Below are 17,790 nucleotides of genomic sequence, written 5' to 3' on the forward strand. Positions count from 1 at the left end.
CTCGAGTTCAACAAATTACTGATAGGAAAAATTATGCTGAAGGTGGCCTTAACAGCGTCTGTAGACGCACGACTTTTTGGCCTATGGTGAGATGTGTGTAAGGAGCCAGCGAGGACTCTGTTGAGGCAAGTTCACTGGTTGGTGTTAAAGGGAAATGCACACTGCTGCACGCTGCGGTGCAACACATATGGACACCACTACCTGAGTTACAGTGCTCATCAACATCACTAGCTTGCTCTGTGGAATGATGCATGCCTGAACTTATCGAGTGACAATCCGTCAGCTCTTGCTGTTCTGTCACCGAATGTGAGGTCTCTATTATGTGGAATGACATCTCTGGAGAACTCGACGCATACGCAGACATCAGCATTGAAAAAATGCTGATAAGGGTAACCCAAATTGCCTGCCATTGATTGTTCATAACATGTCCGATGTCAATTCGGTATTCAATATAAACCCTGCCCCTAGGGTAAGGTCAATCAATTTGTTTAAATCACTCGTGTTGCTGCTATAAAGTTTAGAAGAATCTCGGAAGATTACCTATTACAGGGCTACAAACCGTAGAAACGACGAAGGCCTGACAACTTAATAAGTTGTCAGGCCTTCTGAATAAATGGCACGCCCTGTAGGTATCTCGTTTTCAATTTAACTTCGTTTAATGAAGCTAGACATTCCTTTATTATCATTAACTTAACGGCTAAATAACCGAATTGTATATTTAACCAAAATAACCAAAAATAGCTCTAAATTGATGCCATTGGCACCACAGAGGCACCACAGGATTTGAAGGTAAAAGAGTATGGATACGGGATTTAACTTCACAAAGCGAGCGCTAGAAAGCATAGAAAAACCGAAACGTCGCACTACCTATAGAGACGTTGGAAGCAGCAAAAGTGTCCAAGGGCTGGTGCTCGATGCGTTAGTTTCTGGTGCTAAAGTTTTCCGTTATCAGCGCAAAGTGAATGGGAAAAACATCAAGGTCAAACTGGGCGAATTTCCTACAACAACAGTTGAACAAGCAAGAGAAATGGCACGAAGCACCGCTACCGATCTTGCTAATGGTATCAACCCCAATCAACAAAAAAGAGAAGCGAGAGAAAGCCAAACCTTTGATGACTTATTCGACATTTATGTAGCATCGTTTGAACTAGATATTAAAGCCAAGAAACGCCGAGCCAGTAGCCTAAAATCCAGTAAAACCTTATACCGATTACACTTAAAAGCAGAACTGGGTAAAAAAACGATCAATGACTTTGACGCTGAAAAAGCAAGAACGTTTATGCAGGGTATATTTACCAAGAACGGCTATAGCAAACACAACCATTCATTAACTCTGCTTAAGTCCATGTTCAATCGGGCTTACGTTGAGTTTAACCCCTTCGCCAAAATCAGTAAGGTTGATGAATCTCTTTTCAGGCGAGAAAGAACCTTATCCAAAGAAGAACTCGGACAGTTTTTCAACTCACTAAGCCAAGAAAAGCAAATTTATCAAGATTGTATATTTTTGCTCTTACTTACTGGGCAACGTAAGTCGATGGTCCTATCTATGCGTTGGCAAGAAATCGATCTAGATAATCGTCGATGGGTTATTCCAGCCAGTAAAAATAAGAGTAAAAAAGCGCATTCTGTCCCTCTGCCTCACGAGGCAATGAAGATTCTAACCCGACGCTCAAACGAAGCTCAGCTTAACCAAGAATTTGTCTTTCCGAGTGCAAGAAGTCATGTCGGGCATATCACAGATAAAAGTGGTAAAGGCGGTTTCTGGCAAAGAGTCACTGACCGCATAGGCATGTATGCACCTGATAACCAAGAGAAACACCTGACGGTTCATGATCTAAGGCGGACTCTAGCCACCTATCAAGTGACATCCGGTGGTTCAATACAAGCTACGAGTAAGCTACTTGGGCACTCTAATATCAGCATAACCAATGATGTCTATGCCCATCTTTCTGACGATAGTGTGAGAGAAACTTTAGAAAACACCGTTAGCTATATGCTGGGAGATTCTTTACAAACCAAGTTAGGGCGCATCAAACAAGACATTGATAGCTTACCTATCGAGGCAAAGCAGGAATTAAAGAGTTATATAGAAGAGTCGGTAAATTCTGTAACTTATAGGGCTTAAACCGTGGGAAGCCTTGATTTCACTGGCTTGAACATCTTTTTTTAGCCTAATGTTGCTGGCTACCTAACCAGTTAAATTGAACCTAATAGGTAAAAATATCGTCTTATCTTCATTATTTCTTTAACCCATTAACCACTTTTGGTTAGTGGGTTAAAGAGAATATAGAGATCAGCTTACTACACGCACAGAAACCGGGAGTCGATACAGAGATGAATTTGATCTTCCAGACTTGAACTCAATTGCACCCTCATCTTGAGCTAACCGCTTAAGCTCTTTTCCAACGACTCGATTCTTATCTATGTGGACATTAATGTACTTACAGACCTCAGAAGCGGTCACCCACTCCCATATATATTTATCAGGATTATCGATAAGGAATCGCTCAACAATTGCCTCATAGTAAGAGCTTTTAGCGTTGTGTTCGTTATTAACCCTTGCCGCTAGCTCTAATTCCTTTTCCGTAAGGTGCCATGACTCTCCAGATTTGTATAACTCATAGACTTGAAGCCAAAATTGCTTCAACTCATCTGGATACAGATGCTTCAATCTTCCATTGTCGTAACGCCAACCTAAGGTTTGATTCACAACTTCCATATCAATTGGAGTATCAAGTTCGATAACTGCATATCGACTTGAGCCTGTCTCATCGCGTAGGAACCCCGTAACATTAACGGTAGCGATAAACGAGGTTTGTCGAGGTTTCTTAATATCTTTTGCACCATAGGGTGGTCTAACTGTATCAACCTCTTTGGTAATAAAAGCCTTTAGACTACCTTGGCTATTGCGGGACGTACGCTCTAGCTCACCCAACTCAACAATCAGACTATTGATACAGCTTATTACTGAATCTTTGGAATCAGGGTTAATCTCCTGCCCTTCTAGGAAAGCTCCCTCAAACACGGAAGCAAAGCGTTTAATAAATGCAGTCTTCCTGAATGATTGCCCACCTTGAAGTACAGGGATGAGTTTTGAGCTAAATGGCGTTTCAAATATTGATGCCACAACGGCAATGAAGAACTTTCGCATCACACAATATGCTAACTCGCTATCCTTCGCGTTCATAGCTTCAATTAAAATACCTATGCGGTCCTTTCCATCCCAACCGCTTTCTTCGAGGTAGTTGGCAAAAGGATGGTAGCTGTTATTCTCTGCCAATGACATTAGGTGATCAGTTAGAATCTCCTTCTTCAATCCACCTCTAAGACAAACATCGATCAACAAACTTCGCTTTTGCTCGGCGGTTTTATTTAGCATTCGTCCATCTACAAATAGCTCCACTTCCATGTTCATTTTGTTCACTACTACATCGATTCGGTTGCTTGATAACAGCGCTTGCAAGTTCCTTGATGTGGGCAATGGGTTAAACCTAGCATCCAAATCAGGATAGTTCGGCTTAGTGTTTTCATTAGGCTGGTCAATCCCTTCAGCGATGCATTCCATACCTGCTCCTTATGCTGTTTGAGTTTGAACACGGCTTTCTAGAAAGGCATCAAGGTCGGCTAGTGTATAAAACACCTTACGGCCAACTTTGACAAACGGTAGGCTATAGCGTCCTGTTGATGCCCATACCGCGAGTGTTCCTTCAGTTACTCCTAAATACTCTGCTGCCAGTTTACGGTTTAGTTTGCTTCCAAACTTTGAGTTTTCTACGTTGTTCATTCTTAATCTTCCTATACTGTTATGATCCGGATTGGATGAAAAAAGATTACGAACTAAGAGGTTTAACAGCAATTCGATTAGGGGAACGGATTTTCTGTTAGATGCATGACTAAAACACTGTGAGGCCTTTACTTCCAATGGGTGAGATGGGAACGGCTTGGTAGAAATGCAAATTAAGCGGAGCTATGAAGGAGTTTGAAATCAGTAATATTCCTGCAAGCAGTGCACTTTAGTGAACGACTTAAATCCACAAATCAGAGACATATAGTGACCGCAATTTAACCACAATGTTGCTATCAGAGCTATGAGACAGGTTTAGGTACACTAAAGTACACTTGACCAAATCAGACAAAGCTCCTAATTCATAAACAGTTATGTTGAGTAAAGCCTCAAACAGTAAAAAATCACTTTAAAAGCGCCTTTAAAAATCGACTAACATTCGACATCGGTAATTAGATAATCTTGTTAGAAGTAACAGTTGTCTCTGTTTATTACTATAATGGATCAAAATACTATCTTCGAAATTGAAATTAACACTATTAACCATTATGATGCAAACGTATTGCATTTTCTCGACCCATGAACACACAATATATAACTATAAATTCTGGCAACAACCTGCGAGCGCTACCAGTACTTAGTAAATAAATCACTAATTTCTCGCTGGCTTCCTATTTCTTTAACCTCACGTGTAGTGAAATAATCCTGTTCATCATGCATTCTATCGATCAGGATACTATTTCTGTCTACAGACGAAAGCAAATCATAAGAAGAAACTTCTAGTGGATATTCAAATTGGTCCAAAAACTTGTCTACCAGACTAAATATTTGATCATCGATATCATCATAGAATGACAGCTCAGAGCTAACATAATTATCAATTTCGTCGTGAGCAATATCCACGCCATACTCTTGATATGAATCAATCAGATTGACATCTAAATCAAATTCATTTTCTTCAAGATCATGAATAACTGAAGAAAATTCTGCGAGTATTTCATAACTATTACACTTAGTTAGAACAATCCCTAGATACTTGTTCCAGTCTAATTTGTCAACATCCTCTTGAATGAAATGCTTAAATACAAAAATTACTCGATCAATAACTTTTGTACTAAATTTATCACTTTCTATCACATAAAGAAATTTAGATGTATAAATAGAGTAACCTTCACTATATGCATAAAGATGGTAATACGCTACAATAAATAAATCATAATATTCTTCAAAGTTACTCTTGTTAGTCAACGTTGTGATTAATCGGCTATAGAACAAAGACCGGTCAACACTTGCTCTACAATGATAAAGCATACCATCGATTTCACTAGGGTTGTTTGTTGTGATGGTTAATCTTTCCAACACCTTCAAATTATTTATTAGAACCCTTATCACATAGTCTTTAATAGATGGGTTAAATAACTCGTACCTTATACCATCTTTATATATAATTCGATTTAACAAAGAACCTACCACAGTTCGTCTAGATTTATCAAACCAATTATCATCAAAGGTCCATTTAGACTCTAAAAAATATTCTTCACACCTGGATTTTATAATGCTCTCTTCGATATTTTTATCAGAAAGACAAACAATATATACAAACACTCTATCCAAGTTATTAATCTGGCAATCGAAAACATGACTCCATATGTCACTGGGATCTGTCAACACTGATTCCACAAAAGACAAATAATCGATATCATCAACTAACCTTTCAGAGTCGGTTATGAACTCAATTAGACGTGGGTTGAAGTTTTTATGATTTATTATTGAATGGTACTTTCCATTTTCGAAAACCGCTTCAACTTTTGACAGATCCAAATTAGAAAAATAGAGGTGATTGTACAAAATCCTAGCTTTTTCTAACTTTGTATACTTTTGAACATTAACAACACTCCCTTTGTCAATTTTTCTAACTCTAAAATTACTTGAAATATAAACGCCTTGATTAAATATATTTGTTCTAGATGTTAGAATGAACTTTTTTGTGTCATCTCTTTTTACAGCATTTATAAAACTGATGATATCAGAGTCTTCTTTGCCTTCGAAATATTCCAAGAAGTTAGAACCTAGGAAATCATCATAATAAAATACCTGTCGCTCTCCTTCTTTATATAATCTCATCGCCTCCTTGATAGTCGAAGTAACATTAACCAATTCATATCCGTCGACTATATATTCAAGGCAAATCGATTTGGATATCGTTGTTTTACCAATACCCGGCTCTCCTGTGACTATGACATAATTATTACTTTCAATTGCATTTTTTATATTAGTATGATTTTGAGTTATTACATATAGACCCGTTTTACTTTTTATATCATCTATTAACCATTTATTGTTAACGTAGATATCATTATTAATTGTGTTAAACAGTGCATTTGAGCTATTGATCCAAAGCTTATAGTGGGTTCTAACTATATCCGGATTTTTATTGAGTACGCTAACCAACTCATCAAAACCTAGAACATCTGTTAATTTCAAGTATGGGTAAAATATTTTAACTAGGTCTTCTTTGTTTTTTGGTGATAAAGAAACAGAGGTCACAAAGACGTAGCTATTAGGGTTTAGATTATGAACTTTTTTATATTCACTTTTTTTACAATGATTAATTAGCTTAGTTACACCACTCTTCTGGTAGTGTTTAGACTGTACAATTACATTCTGTTCGTTGGAAATGTAAAAGCGCCCATCTATACCTTGATCCGGCCCCTGCTTAAATCTTTCTATTCTAATTCCAAATACTACCTCAACAATATCATTAGCCAACTCTTCAAACTCTTTATCATTAAGGCAATCAAAACTGTACATAACTATTATTTCACACTCTCAATAGCTTGCTTAATTGGCAATGGAATATCATCTACTTTTATCTTATTTCCAATAGTTACACCCCACTCTTTACCTTTATCCATCCACATTGATATCATATGTTGATTATCACTATCCGTTAACTTTCTATATATATATGCTTTCAACTTGCCTGCCATTTTTTGCGAGTTGGAGCAACAATTATTTTGCTCCATAGTTGGGATACCATCTCTCAGCTCATCTATCTCTGCAGCATCTAGAACTAGTGAATCTCCAAATATTTCATAGGCAATTTCTAACCAAACATAAGTCGGAATTGTATCTTCTAAGTCCTGCCTACCTACTTTATACACTTGGTTACCAGACTCAACACCTGTATCATTATCTAAGATAAAAATGTAATTGTCATTTCGATCTGAAAACCCAGTAAATATCTCGGTCAATATTTCATCAGCCAGTTGCTTGTTTCCACAACCACCCATATTTATTATTTTAACATCATCTTTATTGATGGCTGTACCTACAATCTTTTCGTAAAGTATTGGTATTAGTCCTTCTTCAGTATCACCCTCAACTACAATAAACTTGTTATAGAATAGTATATCGCTATTTTGAACACCTAAGCTTTCATGCACGTCCCCAACACTACGAACTGTAGTAATATTAGTATTTGAATTAACCATATCAAACGATCTAATATCTTCTAAACTTGAACTATCCACGAATATTGTACTATGAGAACTTACAATTATTTGAAAATTTTGTAATGCCAAATCTCGAAGTGTTGAAATAAATTCTCTTTGTGCCTTAGGATGTAGGTGCGTTTCAGGCTCATCAAAGCACCATATATACCTTTTATTAGTTTCCTTCAGTCTACCTAAGTCTGATTGTAGCTTTAAAAGTGCAAACCATATTTGTCGCTTAACTCCTTCGCCTTGGTTTTCAATATGAATAGGATCCACTGAAGTTGCTTTCTTGATAAACAAATCTGTCAATTGAGACTTTAGTTCAAAACCTACTTTAGCACTTACCTCTTCTATACTAGCGACTTCTTTTTGAATTCCCAACATATTTAGCCTTTGGTCAATCTTTTCTTGCGCTGTTCGACTTAACTCTTTGGATGTTCGTTCTGCTTTTTCTATTTCTTCAGAGATCGCATTATCTAAAATGCTTTTCGCAGCAGTTGTAATACCATCAAGTGAGCCTTCCCAACTGAGGTAACTGTATATGGGAAATACTTTCAAATCCTCTTTGATTTTTTTTGCTGGAACAAGAGAAAATCTAACACTAGTATCTACCGTCTTTATGATTGACCTTACTTTTTCATATATAGAGTGCTTACCTTTACCATTATCATTTTCTAAATTAATACTATCTGGATTGTAAATTTTCATAGCATTGTTTAGTTTTGAATCATTGAGTTCAAACAAATCAGATAGTACTTTATCTTCAGGTTGTTCAACCATATAATAAAACTCATCACTACCATCCTTGACATTAAAAAGTCGAGCGATAACTAGTTCACTATTATGCTCAAGTATATACTTTAGCTGCGATGAACAATCACTATCAGCATCAAACTCAAACCCCTCAATAGCAAACTTTCCCAAAATCAATACACTATTTCTAGAAATTGAATCCTCACATATAGATGGCAACCTAAGTTCTTTTAAATGACTATTTATTTCCAAGTCGCTTAAGCTTGTATGACACAAGTCTGATTTTTCTGATTGTGAGTTTGGTACATTTATCTTGAACTTTGGATCAAGCAAAAATTTTATTGATTGAAGCGATGTTGTTTTTCCACAGTCATTCTCCCCTATTAACACAGTAGGAGTATTGTTCTGAATTTCAATCTCAGTATATCTTGCACTTTTGTAATTAATATTTATCAATCTATTTAGTATCATGCTTAGCCCAGTTCATGCTTCTTGATTTATCTTTATGCTAACAGGATAAGCTTCGATTGTACGTGAGCAGCAGCAACATTCAGAACGTGAAGTGACAAATTAGAATTTAGCACATAAAATCATATACTTATGTCAAGACAGCTTTTTATTCTCCACCCTAACGATTACGATTCAATACAGCTTAGAACTGACTTAATTCAAACTAAAGTACTCCAGTTTCTCTCAGCTTCTGTAGTCCCTAATCGAGACATGTTTCCATTACTATTTTTTTAATTGAGCCAGTGTGGAAGACTCCTTCCCTGTAAAACGTTTGTAAGCACGTTGCACATATCAGATTATCTACATAATCCGCTTTATTGTTACGGCACCGTAGACATTTCTGACCAGGCTTTCTCATTTGTTCTGGTTCCGCTTTACGCAAATTATGTTTATAGGGCTTACGTTTAATAACCCCTACAGCAGTTTGCTTAGGCTTTACCATCGGTGGGTTTTGGTTCGATTGCTCTACTAAATGCCTGAGTCTGTTTTTCATTTTTATATGCACCGAAGCATATCGAGCGTGGGCAACCCAATATCTATTTCCAGTCTTCAATACGTATTCCATTACAAATGATTTAAAAGAATCATGAGCCTTGTGTTCGAATCTAGCATAGAGCGCCTGCAAAGGCTCTAAGTCGATACTGACGATTGAAGCGTCATGTCGCCGTCTATAATTATGGCCGATTTGTCGGTTTGAGTAGTTGAAATGAAGACCAATCTCATAGCCATTTATTCGGCAAAGAATGTCTAGTTCACTATAGTGTCCAGAGGGTTCAACTTCAAAATTGTTAATGACTAGATTTTGTGATTTAGTTACATATCCTGAAACATTAACTTCTCTACCGTATTTATCTTCCTTAGTTAAATTTGACTTCCAATCAGGTAGATGTACCTCAAACTGTTCGAGCTCTTTAAAGCACTGCTTGATTACAAGCCTAGCGACAACACAGAATGAATATTTACATTCGATTGGATTCCCTTTTTCGTCCTTTACTTTTTTGTCATGTGCAAAATGATGGATCATCTTGTCAGGATTCGGCCCTTTTTTAGCTACAAGATTCTGTTTGCAACTTGGACAGACACACCCACATGCCCTTCCTCGTTCCACTTCTCCTACATCAAAGTATTTACCATTCTTTAGTCCAAACGGTATCAACATCAGTTTGCTTCCTTCATTCTAAATTTTGCGTTAGAGAGTAATTAACTGCGCTTGTTCATGAGCTTTCGTATATCTTTCGACAGGTTATTCAATTTGGGAACCGTTAGAACTGCTGATCTTGCTTTACCATTTTTCAACTTTATTTCGATCCCTAACATATCAAGATTGTCATCTTTGTTGCCTTCCGATGCTATGTCTATTGTTTGTCCTAGAAAATACCTTCGGAAGTGTGTCCTAACACTTGCAACTCCATCGAATGAAAATCCACCCTTGAGGCAGATTGTTAAGAAGGAAAGGAACTCAGATTCTTTTGATGTCTTTACTGCCTTGCCCCAGCTACACCACAAATTTGTAAGCGCTTCATAGCGACGATAGTCTCTGCTTTTCGGGGTCGTAACTCGAACAACTTGTTTACTAGTGAAAAGATCTAACTCTGAAACATAGACACCTTGCTTCTGCTCATGAACATCTTCCAAAGTTTCAGATATCTTGCTAAATAACGTGTCAGACCATTCCATTTTTTTATGAAGTTGCTGTTCTATTTCACCGTAGAAATGCGGGTCAGCTTCCCTGATGTGATCAAATGTTGATTGGGCTTGATTTAGTATCTTAGAAAGGCGCTTAATTGCCTTGAGGTCCATCTCAGATGGAATCTGGGTAAGAACGCGTGAACATGCTTGAACTTGGCTCTCATCAAGCCCAATACTCTTCAACTCGTCTTTTTGCTTCCTGCTTAAACCGACCACAATGCACTCCATGCAACTGGTTACGTATATACTCTACAGTAGACAATATCATTTTGTATAGATGAAGCAAGCGTGCAAGGATTGAACAACGATTCGAAAATAACGAAGAATAGAAATGCGGCCAAGTTTAACGAAATTTGCTGAAATTAAATTTCAGCGGCACCACAGAGGCACCACAGAAAAGCGAAAAGCCCGCTAACTCATTGAGCTAGCGGGCTTTTATCGAATAAATGGCACGCCCTGTAGGATTCGAACCTACGACCACATCCTTAGAAGGGACGTGCTCTATCCAGCTGAGCTAAGGGCGCGCTACAGGGGAGTAGTATAAGGCGAGATTTACGTAAATCAACGGCTTTGTTCAACTTTACTAATCAAGTGCTTAATTTTAAATCACGAATTGCTTGAGTGTTGCTTTTTAACACAACGCAAACGTTTGCCTATAGATGTTATCAAATAGATCTGCGACAATACCCGGCGATATATGACCTAAGAATCGAAAGGAATGTCATGTCTGCTCAAAATATTGATGGAAAGCTGATTTCTCAAACTGTGCGCTCGGAAGTGGGTGCACGCGTAAAGGCACGTCTTGATGCGGGTTTACGAGCACCTGGTCTTGCTGTCGTGCTTGTGGGTGAAGACCCTGCCTCACAAGTCTACGTAGGTAGTAAGCGCCGTGCATGTGAAGAAGTAGGTTTTGTGTCTAAATCTTTTGACCTTCCAGCAACGACAACCGAGCAAGAATTACTTGCGTTGGTGGAAGAGCTTAACCAAGACCCGGAAATTGACGGTATTCTTGTTCAACTGCCGCTTCCGGCTGGCATCGATGATACGAAAGTGCTTGAGAGCATCACGCCAGAGAAAGATGTGGATGGCTTCCACCCATATAACGTAGGTCGTCTAGCGCAACGTATTCCAAAATTACGCTCTTGTACCCCTAAAGGCATTATTACCCTTCTTGAACGCTACAACATCGAGACTCGTGGTAAGCACGCGGTTGTCGTGGGGGCATCAAACATTGTTGGTCGTCCAATGACGTTAGAGCTACTACTTGCAGGTTGTACAACAACGACTTGTCACCGCTTTACGAAAGATCTAGAAGGTCATGTACGACAAGCCGATATTGTTGTTGTCGCTGTTGGTAAGCCTAACTTTATTCCGGGCGCTTGGATTAAGAAAGGCGCAGTGGTTATTGATGTCGGCATCAACCGTTTAGAGAATGGCTCTCTGGTGGGTGACGTAGAATATGATGCAGCCAAAGACAATGCGAGCTTCATTACACCAGTACCAGGTGGTGTGGGCCCGATGACGGTTGCAAGCTTAATCGAGAATACGATGATTGCTTGTGAGCAGTTCCATACTGAATAAGTATAATCAATGATTACCCGCCCTCTTCCGTTGGGCGGGTAATTTATCAATTTAGACTAGGGTACAGACCCAACTATTCAGCCGAGGAGAACTCCGTCTTCTTAAGCGTCATAGCTCCAGTACACTACGCGTTTTTGTAAGTAGTTCTCAATACCGTGAATGCCGTCTTCACCACCCACGCCACTGCGTTTTTGCCCCGAATGATAGCCTTGTACATTGCCCGTGATCTGGCGATTTACAAACACAGTACCCACTTCAAGGTGATTAATGGTTTGCATAATACGATTCACATTTTGCGTGTAGATGTAAGAAGACAAACCATCTTCGCGGTCATTCGCAATCTCAAGCGCCTCATCAAAATTGTCTACCGCGATAATTGGCATCACTGGTGCAAACATTTCCTCTTTTGCGACCGGCATATCACACGTAACGCCCGTTAATACTGTTGGTTCAAACCAGTGGCCTTTCTCAAACTGCTCCCCCTGAGGGCGACCACCGCCAATGGCTAGTTTGGCACCCATCGCTACTGACTCTTTAATCATAGAGGCAACACGGTCCAAACCTTGCTGGGTGACGCTAGGGCCCATGTCGATATCGGTCATCGGGTCACCTACTCTAATTTTCTGCACTTTCTCTATCACTCTTTGCGTGAACTCCTCTGCGACAGAAGCTTCAACGAGAACCAGCTCATTGCAAATACAGACTTGTCCACAGTTAGCGTAACGAGAAATCACTGCGGCCTCTGCAGCTTTGTCAATGTCAGCATCGGCTAACACAATAAATGCCGCTTTCCCGCCAAGCTCTAGTACCAATCCCGATACATTTTCTGATGATGCTTTGTAAATCGCTTGACCAGCGCGAGTACTGCCCGTGAGTGAGACAAGGCGTGTCATTGGGTGGGTCACCAGCTGTGAGCTCACATCAATACCAGCCCCGCTCACCAGGTTAATCACACCAGCGGGGAATTCTGCCTCTTCTACTGCCTTACAGAATTCTGAAGCCGTTACCGGTGTCGCTTCATGCGCTTTAAGAACCATCGTATTGCCCGTCACGAGAGCTGGGCCAATCTTGCGACCAATCAATGCTAGTGGGTAATTGTAGGCACACAAACCCAGAGTCACCCCATAAGGGACGCGGTTGATGTAAATCTGCTCATTAGGCGCATCAGATGGAAAGATTTCACCCTGAATTCGACGTGCAGCTTCAGCTGAATAGGTCAGATAATTCAGCGTATCATCGAATTCCCCATACGCCTCTGCAAGAGTTTTACCTTGCTCTCTAACCAATAATTTTGCAAAGTGCTCTCTTTTGGGTTTAAGCACTTCAACGAGTCGAAGAATATATCGACCACGTTCAATTGCGGACAACATCTGCCATGAGATTTGTGCCTCTTTTGCACTCTGCATAGCACGCTCTATGTCTTCCCGAGTACAATCCGGAACCGTTGCCCATACTTGTTCAGTTGAAGGGTCAGTGACCTCAAATGTCTTGTTATTAGATGCGTTTATCCATTCGCCATGAATAAAGCAAGGGTAGTGTTTCACGTTATGAATCATTTTTATTATCTCTTTGTTATTTTCCTAAGAATTCCGGTTCACGCTTTTCTACAAAGGCATTGAAACCTTCTTGACCATCGTGCGTGTTGTAGAGGCCATCCACTAACTCCTGCTCCCTTTTGAGACCATCTGCCAATGACAGCTCTATACCTTGCCTTAACGCTTTCTTCGTCGCCGCAATAGCAAGACCAGCCCCTTCAGATAGAGTTCGTGCATACACATGAGTTTGCTCATTGAGCTCTTCTTTTTCGTAAAGTCGGTTAACAACGCCCCAACTTGCTGCTTGCTCTGGCGTAAAGCTGTCGCCTGTCGCTAGCAGCTCTAAAGCTCGACTTAATCCCACCAAACGCACTAGACGCTGAGTACCACCGTTACCCGGTATAAGACCTAATTTTATCTCTGGTAGGCCAAACCAATAGCCACCTTTAGCGGCAAAACGTAGGTCACACGCCATCGCGATTTCTAGACCGCCACCTAAGGTATGACCCGATATTTGTGCGATATAAATCTTATTGCTGGCCTCAATTGCCGCCATGTTTCGACGTGCTTGATCGACCATCTTTTGGTTATCTTTGGTTGAGTTTTGCTGAAATGCATTGATGTCTGCGCCCGCGCAAAAGAAACGCTCGACACCACTTTTAATTACTACGGCGTTGATTTGTGTATCCGCTTCCGCCTTTGCCAATGCTTCGCCGAACTGAATGACAAAATTAAGATCGTACGCATTCGCTTTCGCTCTATTGAGAGTAATGACCCCTACCCGATCTTCTTGATGATATTGCACCCATTGATTGTCCATTAGCTGTATACCTCCTCTTCAATTAAGGTAAACTCTGCGCGAACTTTCGCTGTGTTCTCACCTAGCAAAGGAGCTGCTCTATTGTTCGTATAAACTTCACTATCGATACGAATCGGGCAACGAGTCGTTTGATACTGTTCACCTTTCGCATTAGTGACGGTTTGCAATAGATTTAATACCTTGAACCCATCGTGAGCTAGCAACTGTTCCCAGTTAAATACCTCAGCACACCAGATGTCTGCAGGCTCTAGAATAGATAACCAATGCTGGGTCGTATTGGTGAGTAGCAAAGCTTTAAGCACTGATTTGATTTCATCACGCTTGGTATACCAAACACTCGGGTCATCAAAAGCCAATAACTCTTGCGACTCAAACAGTGCACCAAGTGTTAAAATCGATCCCATTGCTAATACTAAATAGCCATCTTGGGTTTTATATAAACCATAAGGCGCGGCCACCAATGGATGCGCACCATTGACGTCTCCTCGGGTAACGGGTTCGCCGTCTTGATAGTACAAAGTCAGTGGCTCAAATTGGAAATCAAGCATAGCCTCTAGCATACTCACTTCCACTAAAGTGCCTTCACCACTCACTAGCCCAGCCAAGACACCTTGAACCAATTGACCACCAGCAAACATGTCCGCCAAAGCCAAGCCCATTGGGACTGGGCCATCTTGATCGCTGCCGGTTTGCCAAACAAGACCAGATAATGCTTGAACCAGCAAATCTTGACCTGGCTTGAAACTCCAAGGACCTGTTTGACCGTAACCAGAGATAGAGCCATACACTAGAGCTGGATTGAGAGCCTTTACTTGTTCATAACTCAAGCCCAGTCTTTCCATTACCTGCGGTCGAAAGTTGTGTAAGAGTACATCTGCTTTTTTAATCAACTCTTGAACCAATTGGATGTCTTGTTTGGATGTTTTCAGATCTAGTTCGATGCTTTCTTTATTGCGATTGATCGCCTGATAAAATGCCGATTCACCGTGCACGCGATAAGATTCACCATAAAGGTGACGGGACAAGTCACCTTTGCCTTTTTGCTCAACCTTAATGACTCGAGCGCCAAGATCAGCGAGTCTCAATGAAGCACTTGGACCCGACAGTAGCTGAGTAAAATCCAAAACCGTAATACCCTCTAAAGGTAAGCTCATAGTCCAAACTCCTCAGCAATCGCTTTAGTATCTTCGCCTAGACGCGGCGCGGCTTTATTTGACGTTAACGTTTCACCATTAATATGAATTGGACAGCGAGTGGTACGGATTTGGGTGCCTTCTGAGCGAGCAATCACTTGTTCCATATCCAGGGCTTGATAGGCTTCGCTCTGTGTGAGTTTGTCGTAGTCGTACACGTCTGAGCACCAGTAGCCAACCTGTTCTAATCTTGTTAGCCAATGATGAGTTCCCTTCTCTGCCAAAATTTCCGTTATCACGGCCTTCACTTCATCTCGATGACTAAAATACAACTCACCCTCAACCCAGGGTTTAAGTCTTTGGTCATCAAATGCTCTATCAAGACGCTCCATTTCTCCCATCGCTAGAGCGATATAGCCATCGAGTGTTTTGTAGATACCATAAGGTGCGCCAAGATATGCATGTGCATTAGACTGCTCGCTGCGGACAGGAGCGAAGTCAGAGTTATGAAGATAAGCGGTCAAACCTTCAAACTGGAAGTCCACCACGGATTCCATCAAGCTGACTTCGACTTTACTCCCCTTACCGGTGCGACGTTTTTTGATGAGAGCGGCAAGAATGCCCTGTGCTAAGTGCGTCCCACACAACATATCAGCGACAGCTGCACCAAACGGGATTGGCGGTTGCTCTTGATTACCGCTAAGGTGAGTTAGGCCCGACATAGCTTGCGCAAGTAGGTCTTGTCCTGGTTTGTATTTCCAGGGGCCTTCTTCACCATAACCACTGACTTCAGCATAAATAAGGTTTGGATTGATTTGCACAACGGTACTGTAATCAAGGCCAAGACGAGCCATAATTCCAGGACGGAAATTATGTGTAATTACATCTACCTGAGTGATTAACTTTTTGATGGTTTCAATATCACCCGGGTTCTTTAGGTCAGCCACAAAAGATGACTTGTTGCGGTTAACCGTATGAAAAAGCACACTGTCACCATCTGCCCACATGCCTTTTGTCGCTAGCTGGCGACAAGAGTCACCGTATTTAGGGCGCTCGATTTTTATCACTCTGGCACCTAGATCAGCGAGGCGTAATCCGGCATAGGGTCCAGCCATATACTGACTGAACTCCAATACGGTTACCCCTTCTAGAGGTCTTTTCATAGTGTCACTTCCTTCGACGCTAAATAGAGTTCGTTTAGGTGTGCCAGTACTTTCTTTGCATCTCCTCCATTCATTAGGTATTCGCGAATTGGCGCACCAGCATGATCTTGGAAGTACATGTGACCATGATAGCGAGGACGTAGGAATGCGCGCTCTAACGTTGGCATCGTATCGGTGAAGTAGTCGTCTGATGTTTGATTAGCAAATTCACTCTGCCATGCATCCTTGTGACCTGGTTGGCCACCAAACTCAATAAAGAAGTTTGCCTGCATTTCAGGATTCGCAACAAACTCTGCATATTTTGCCGCAATATCTTTATGCTTGGAGCTTGCAGACACGGCAAATCCCGTACCGCCCAAAGTCGTAATTAAGCGGCCGTTACCATTGAGATCAACCGTGTCTGCAAATTTTAAAAGCTTGCGAGCATAGCTCGCTTTTGCATAGTTGGCGTAGCCATAAGCAAAAGGACAGTAAGCAAAGTCATCACTCTGGGTCATGGCTTCGTAAACTTTAATTGGGTTCCAATCAAAGCATCGCTTATCAAGGTGACGAGAGAGCTCACGTAACATCTCTAAACTCTTGATGCCAATCTCGTCACTAACAACAAACTCATCACTCACGCATGGATCTTCACCAAGCGTACAGCACAGCATGTAAAAATTCATAAGCGTGTCCTGGGGTATTGACGGAACTGCAACCAGACCTTTACGTGCAAGCTCCATTAAATCATCCCAGGTTTGTGGCATCTCTTTGCCTAATTCTTTAAGCAAGTCCATGCGAGCTGAAGCAACTGGCGTCGCTGCATCCATTGCTAGCGCCCATTGCTTATTGTTGTAACCGTAACTTACATGAGAGTGACCCACTGAATTGTCAGCCTGATTTTGCAAAAACTCTGCCGGTAAGATGTTATCCAACGCCTCAATAACACCCGTTTTAGCAGCGAAGCCAGCCCAAGGGTGATCAATAACCAACAAGTCATAGCGTTCAGCTAACTTATCAATTGGTTCATCTGCGAAAGCCTGTAAAGAACGTTTCTCCCACACAATACGAACATCTGGGTTGAGTTCTTCAAAACGTTGTGCTGTTGCAACCATAGGCGTAAAGCCACGGGTGTGATTCCAAGTAATGCCTTTGAGTGTAATCATCTAACTTTCCATATATGAATGTTCAATTTATATTTAAATTAAAATTGCAAACATCACTGATAGTCAATAGACAACAAGATTCAATTTTAGAAACGTGACATTGACCACTTTTTAGTCACATTGTCCCAATTTCGTCTCAAACTGGGCTCTGTGAGAGGTGGATCACCAATTACGATTTAA

14 protein-coding genes and 1 tRNA gene are annotated in these 17,790 nt (G+C 40.8%); 2 read left to right on the forward strand and 13 right to left on the reverse strand.

The genetic code is table 11. The features are described from left to right. Positions 1–31: 31 nt before the first annotated feature. On the reverse strand, positions 32–421 hold the full coding sequence (locus GT360_RS08505; protein WP_164648449.1) for a hypothetical protein: 390 nt from the start codon (positions 419–421) through the stop codon (positions 32–34). Between the two features lie 378 nt (positions 422–799). On the opposite strand from GT360_RS08505, the gene GT360_RS08510 reads away from it, so the two are divergent. Next, complete coding sequence (locus GT360_RS08510; RefSeq protein WP_164648450.1) at positions 800–2,125, forward strand: tyrosine-type recombinase/integrase; 1,326 nt, start codon at positions 800–802, stop codon at positions 2,123–2,125. Between the two features lie 168 nt (positions 2,126–2,293). On the opposite strand, the gene GT360_RS08515 is transcribed toward GT360_RS08510, so the two are convergent. From GT360_RS08515 to GT360_RS08545, 7 genes are all read right to left on the reverse strand, one after another. Next, positions 2,294–3,565, reverse strand: a complete 1,272-nt coding sequence (locus tag GT360_RS08515; RefSeq protein ID WP_164648451.1) for a VapE domain-containing protein — start codon at positions 3,563–3,565, stop codon at positions 2,294–2,296. Positions 3,566–3,574: 9 nt separating this feature from the next. Continuing rightward, entirely contained in the window at positions 3,575–3,784 is a 210-nt protein-coding gene (locus GT360_RS08520) for a helix-turn-helix domain-containing protein (RefSeq protein ID WP_164648452.1), read from the reverse strand. A gap of 627 nt (positions 3,785–4,411) precedes the next feature. Next, positions 4,412–6,595, reverse strand: coding sequence for an nSTAND3 domain-containing NTPase (locus GT360_RS08525; protein ID WP_164648453.1), 2,184 nt, complete (start codon positions 6,593–6,595; stop codon positions 4,412–4,414). A gap of 5 nt (positions 6,596–6,600) precedes the next feature. Next, on the reverse strand, positions 6,601–8,505 hold the full coding sequence (locus GT360_RS08530; protein WP_164648454.1) for an AAA family ATPase: 1,905 nt from the start codon (positions 8,503–8,505) through the stop codon (positions 6,601–6,603). 238 nt (positions 8,506–8,743) lie between these two features. Beyond that, positions 8,744–9,703 (reverse strand): hypothetical protein, encoded by a 960-nt coding sequence (locus GT360_RS08535; RefSeq protein WP_164648455.1) that lies wholly within the window; start codon positions 9,701–9,703, stop codon positions 8,744–8,746. A gap of 41 nt (positions 9,704–9,744) precedes the next feature. Further along, on the reverse strand, positions 9,745–10,449 hold the full coding sequence (locus GT360_RS08540; protein WP_164648456.1) for a hypothetical protein: 705 nt from the start codon (positions 10,447–10,449) through the stop codon (positions 9,745–9,747). A gap of 231 nt (positions 10,450–10,680) precedes the next feature. Then, positions 10,681–10,757: transfer RNA gene (locus GT360_RS08545), tRNA-Arg, on the reverse strand. A 199-nt stretch (positions 10,758–10,956) separates the two neighbouring features. Between GT360_RS08545 and folD the strand changes: the two genes are divergently transcribed. Next, positions 10,957–11,814 carry a bifunctional methylenetetrahydrofolate dehydrogenase/methenyltetrahydrofolate cyclohydrolase FolD gene (gene folD / locus GT360_RS08550; protein ID WP_164648457.1) on the forward strand — a complete coding sequence of 286 codons (858 nt, stop codon included), beginning with the start codon at positions 10,957–10,959 and terminating at the stop codon, positions 11,812–11,814. 101 nt (positions 11,815–11,915) lie between these two features. Here folD and GT360_RS08555 read toward each other — a convergent pair whose 3' ends face one another. Genes GT360_RS08555 through GT360_RS08575 form a run of 5 tightly spaced genes read right to left on the reverse strand, consistent with a single transcriptional unit; the run spans position 11,916 to position 17,610 of the window. Continuing rightward, complete coding sequence (locus tag GT360_RS08555; RefSeq protein WP_164648458.1) at positions 11,916–13,370, reverse strand: aldehyde dehydrogenase family protein; 1,455 nt, start codon at positions 13,368–13,370, stop codon at positions 11,916–11,918. Positions 13,371–13,386: 16 nt separating this feature from the next. Next, entirely contained in the window at positions 13,387–14,169 is a 783-nt protein-coding gene (locus tag GT360_RS08560) for an enoyl-CoA hydratase/isomerase family protein (RefSeq protein WP_164648459.1), read from the reverse strand. Next, a complete protein-coding gene (locus GT360_RS08565) occupies positions 14,169–15,323 on the reverse strand; it encodes a CaiB/BaiF CoA transferase family protein (protein WP_164648460.1) in 1,155 nt (384 codons plus the stop codon). Before GT360_RS08565 ends, GT360_RS08560 begins: the two co-directional genes overlap by 1 nt. Then, on the reverse strand, positions 15,320–16,465 hold the full coding sequence (locus GT360_RS08570; protein ID WP_164648461.1) for a CaiB/BaiF CoA transferase family protein: 1,146 nt from the start codon (positions 16,463–16,465) through the stop codon (positions 15,320–15,322). The genes GT360_RS08565 and GT360_RS08570 overlap by 4 nt, the downstream gene beginning before the upstream one ends. Beyond that, on the reverse strand, positions 16,462–17,610 hold the full coding sequence (locus GT360_RS08575) for an extracellular solute-binding protein (RefSeq protein WP_164648462.1): 1,149 nt from the start codon (positions 17,608–17,610) through the stop codon (positions 16,462–16,464). The genes GT360_RS08570 and GT360_RS08575 overlap by 4 nt, the downstream gene beginning before the upstream one ends. Positions 17,611–17,790 lie beyond the last annotated feature (180 nt).

Source organism: Vibrio astriarenae (assembly GCF_010587385.1).
Lineage (GTDB): Bacteria > Pseudomonadota > Gammaproteobacteria > Enterobacterales > Vibrionaceae > Vibrio > Vibrio astriarenae.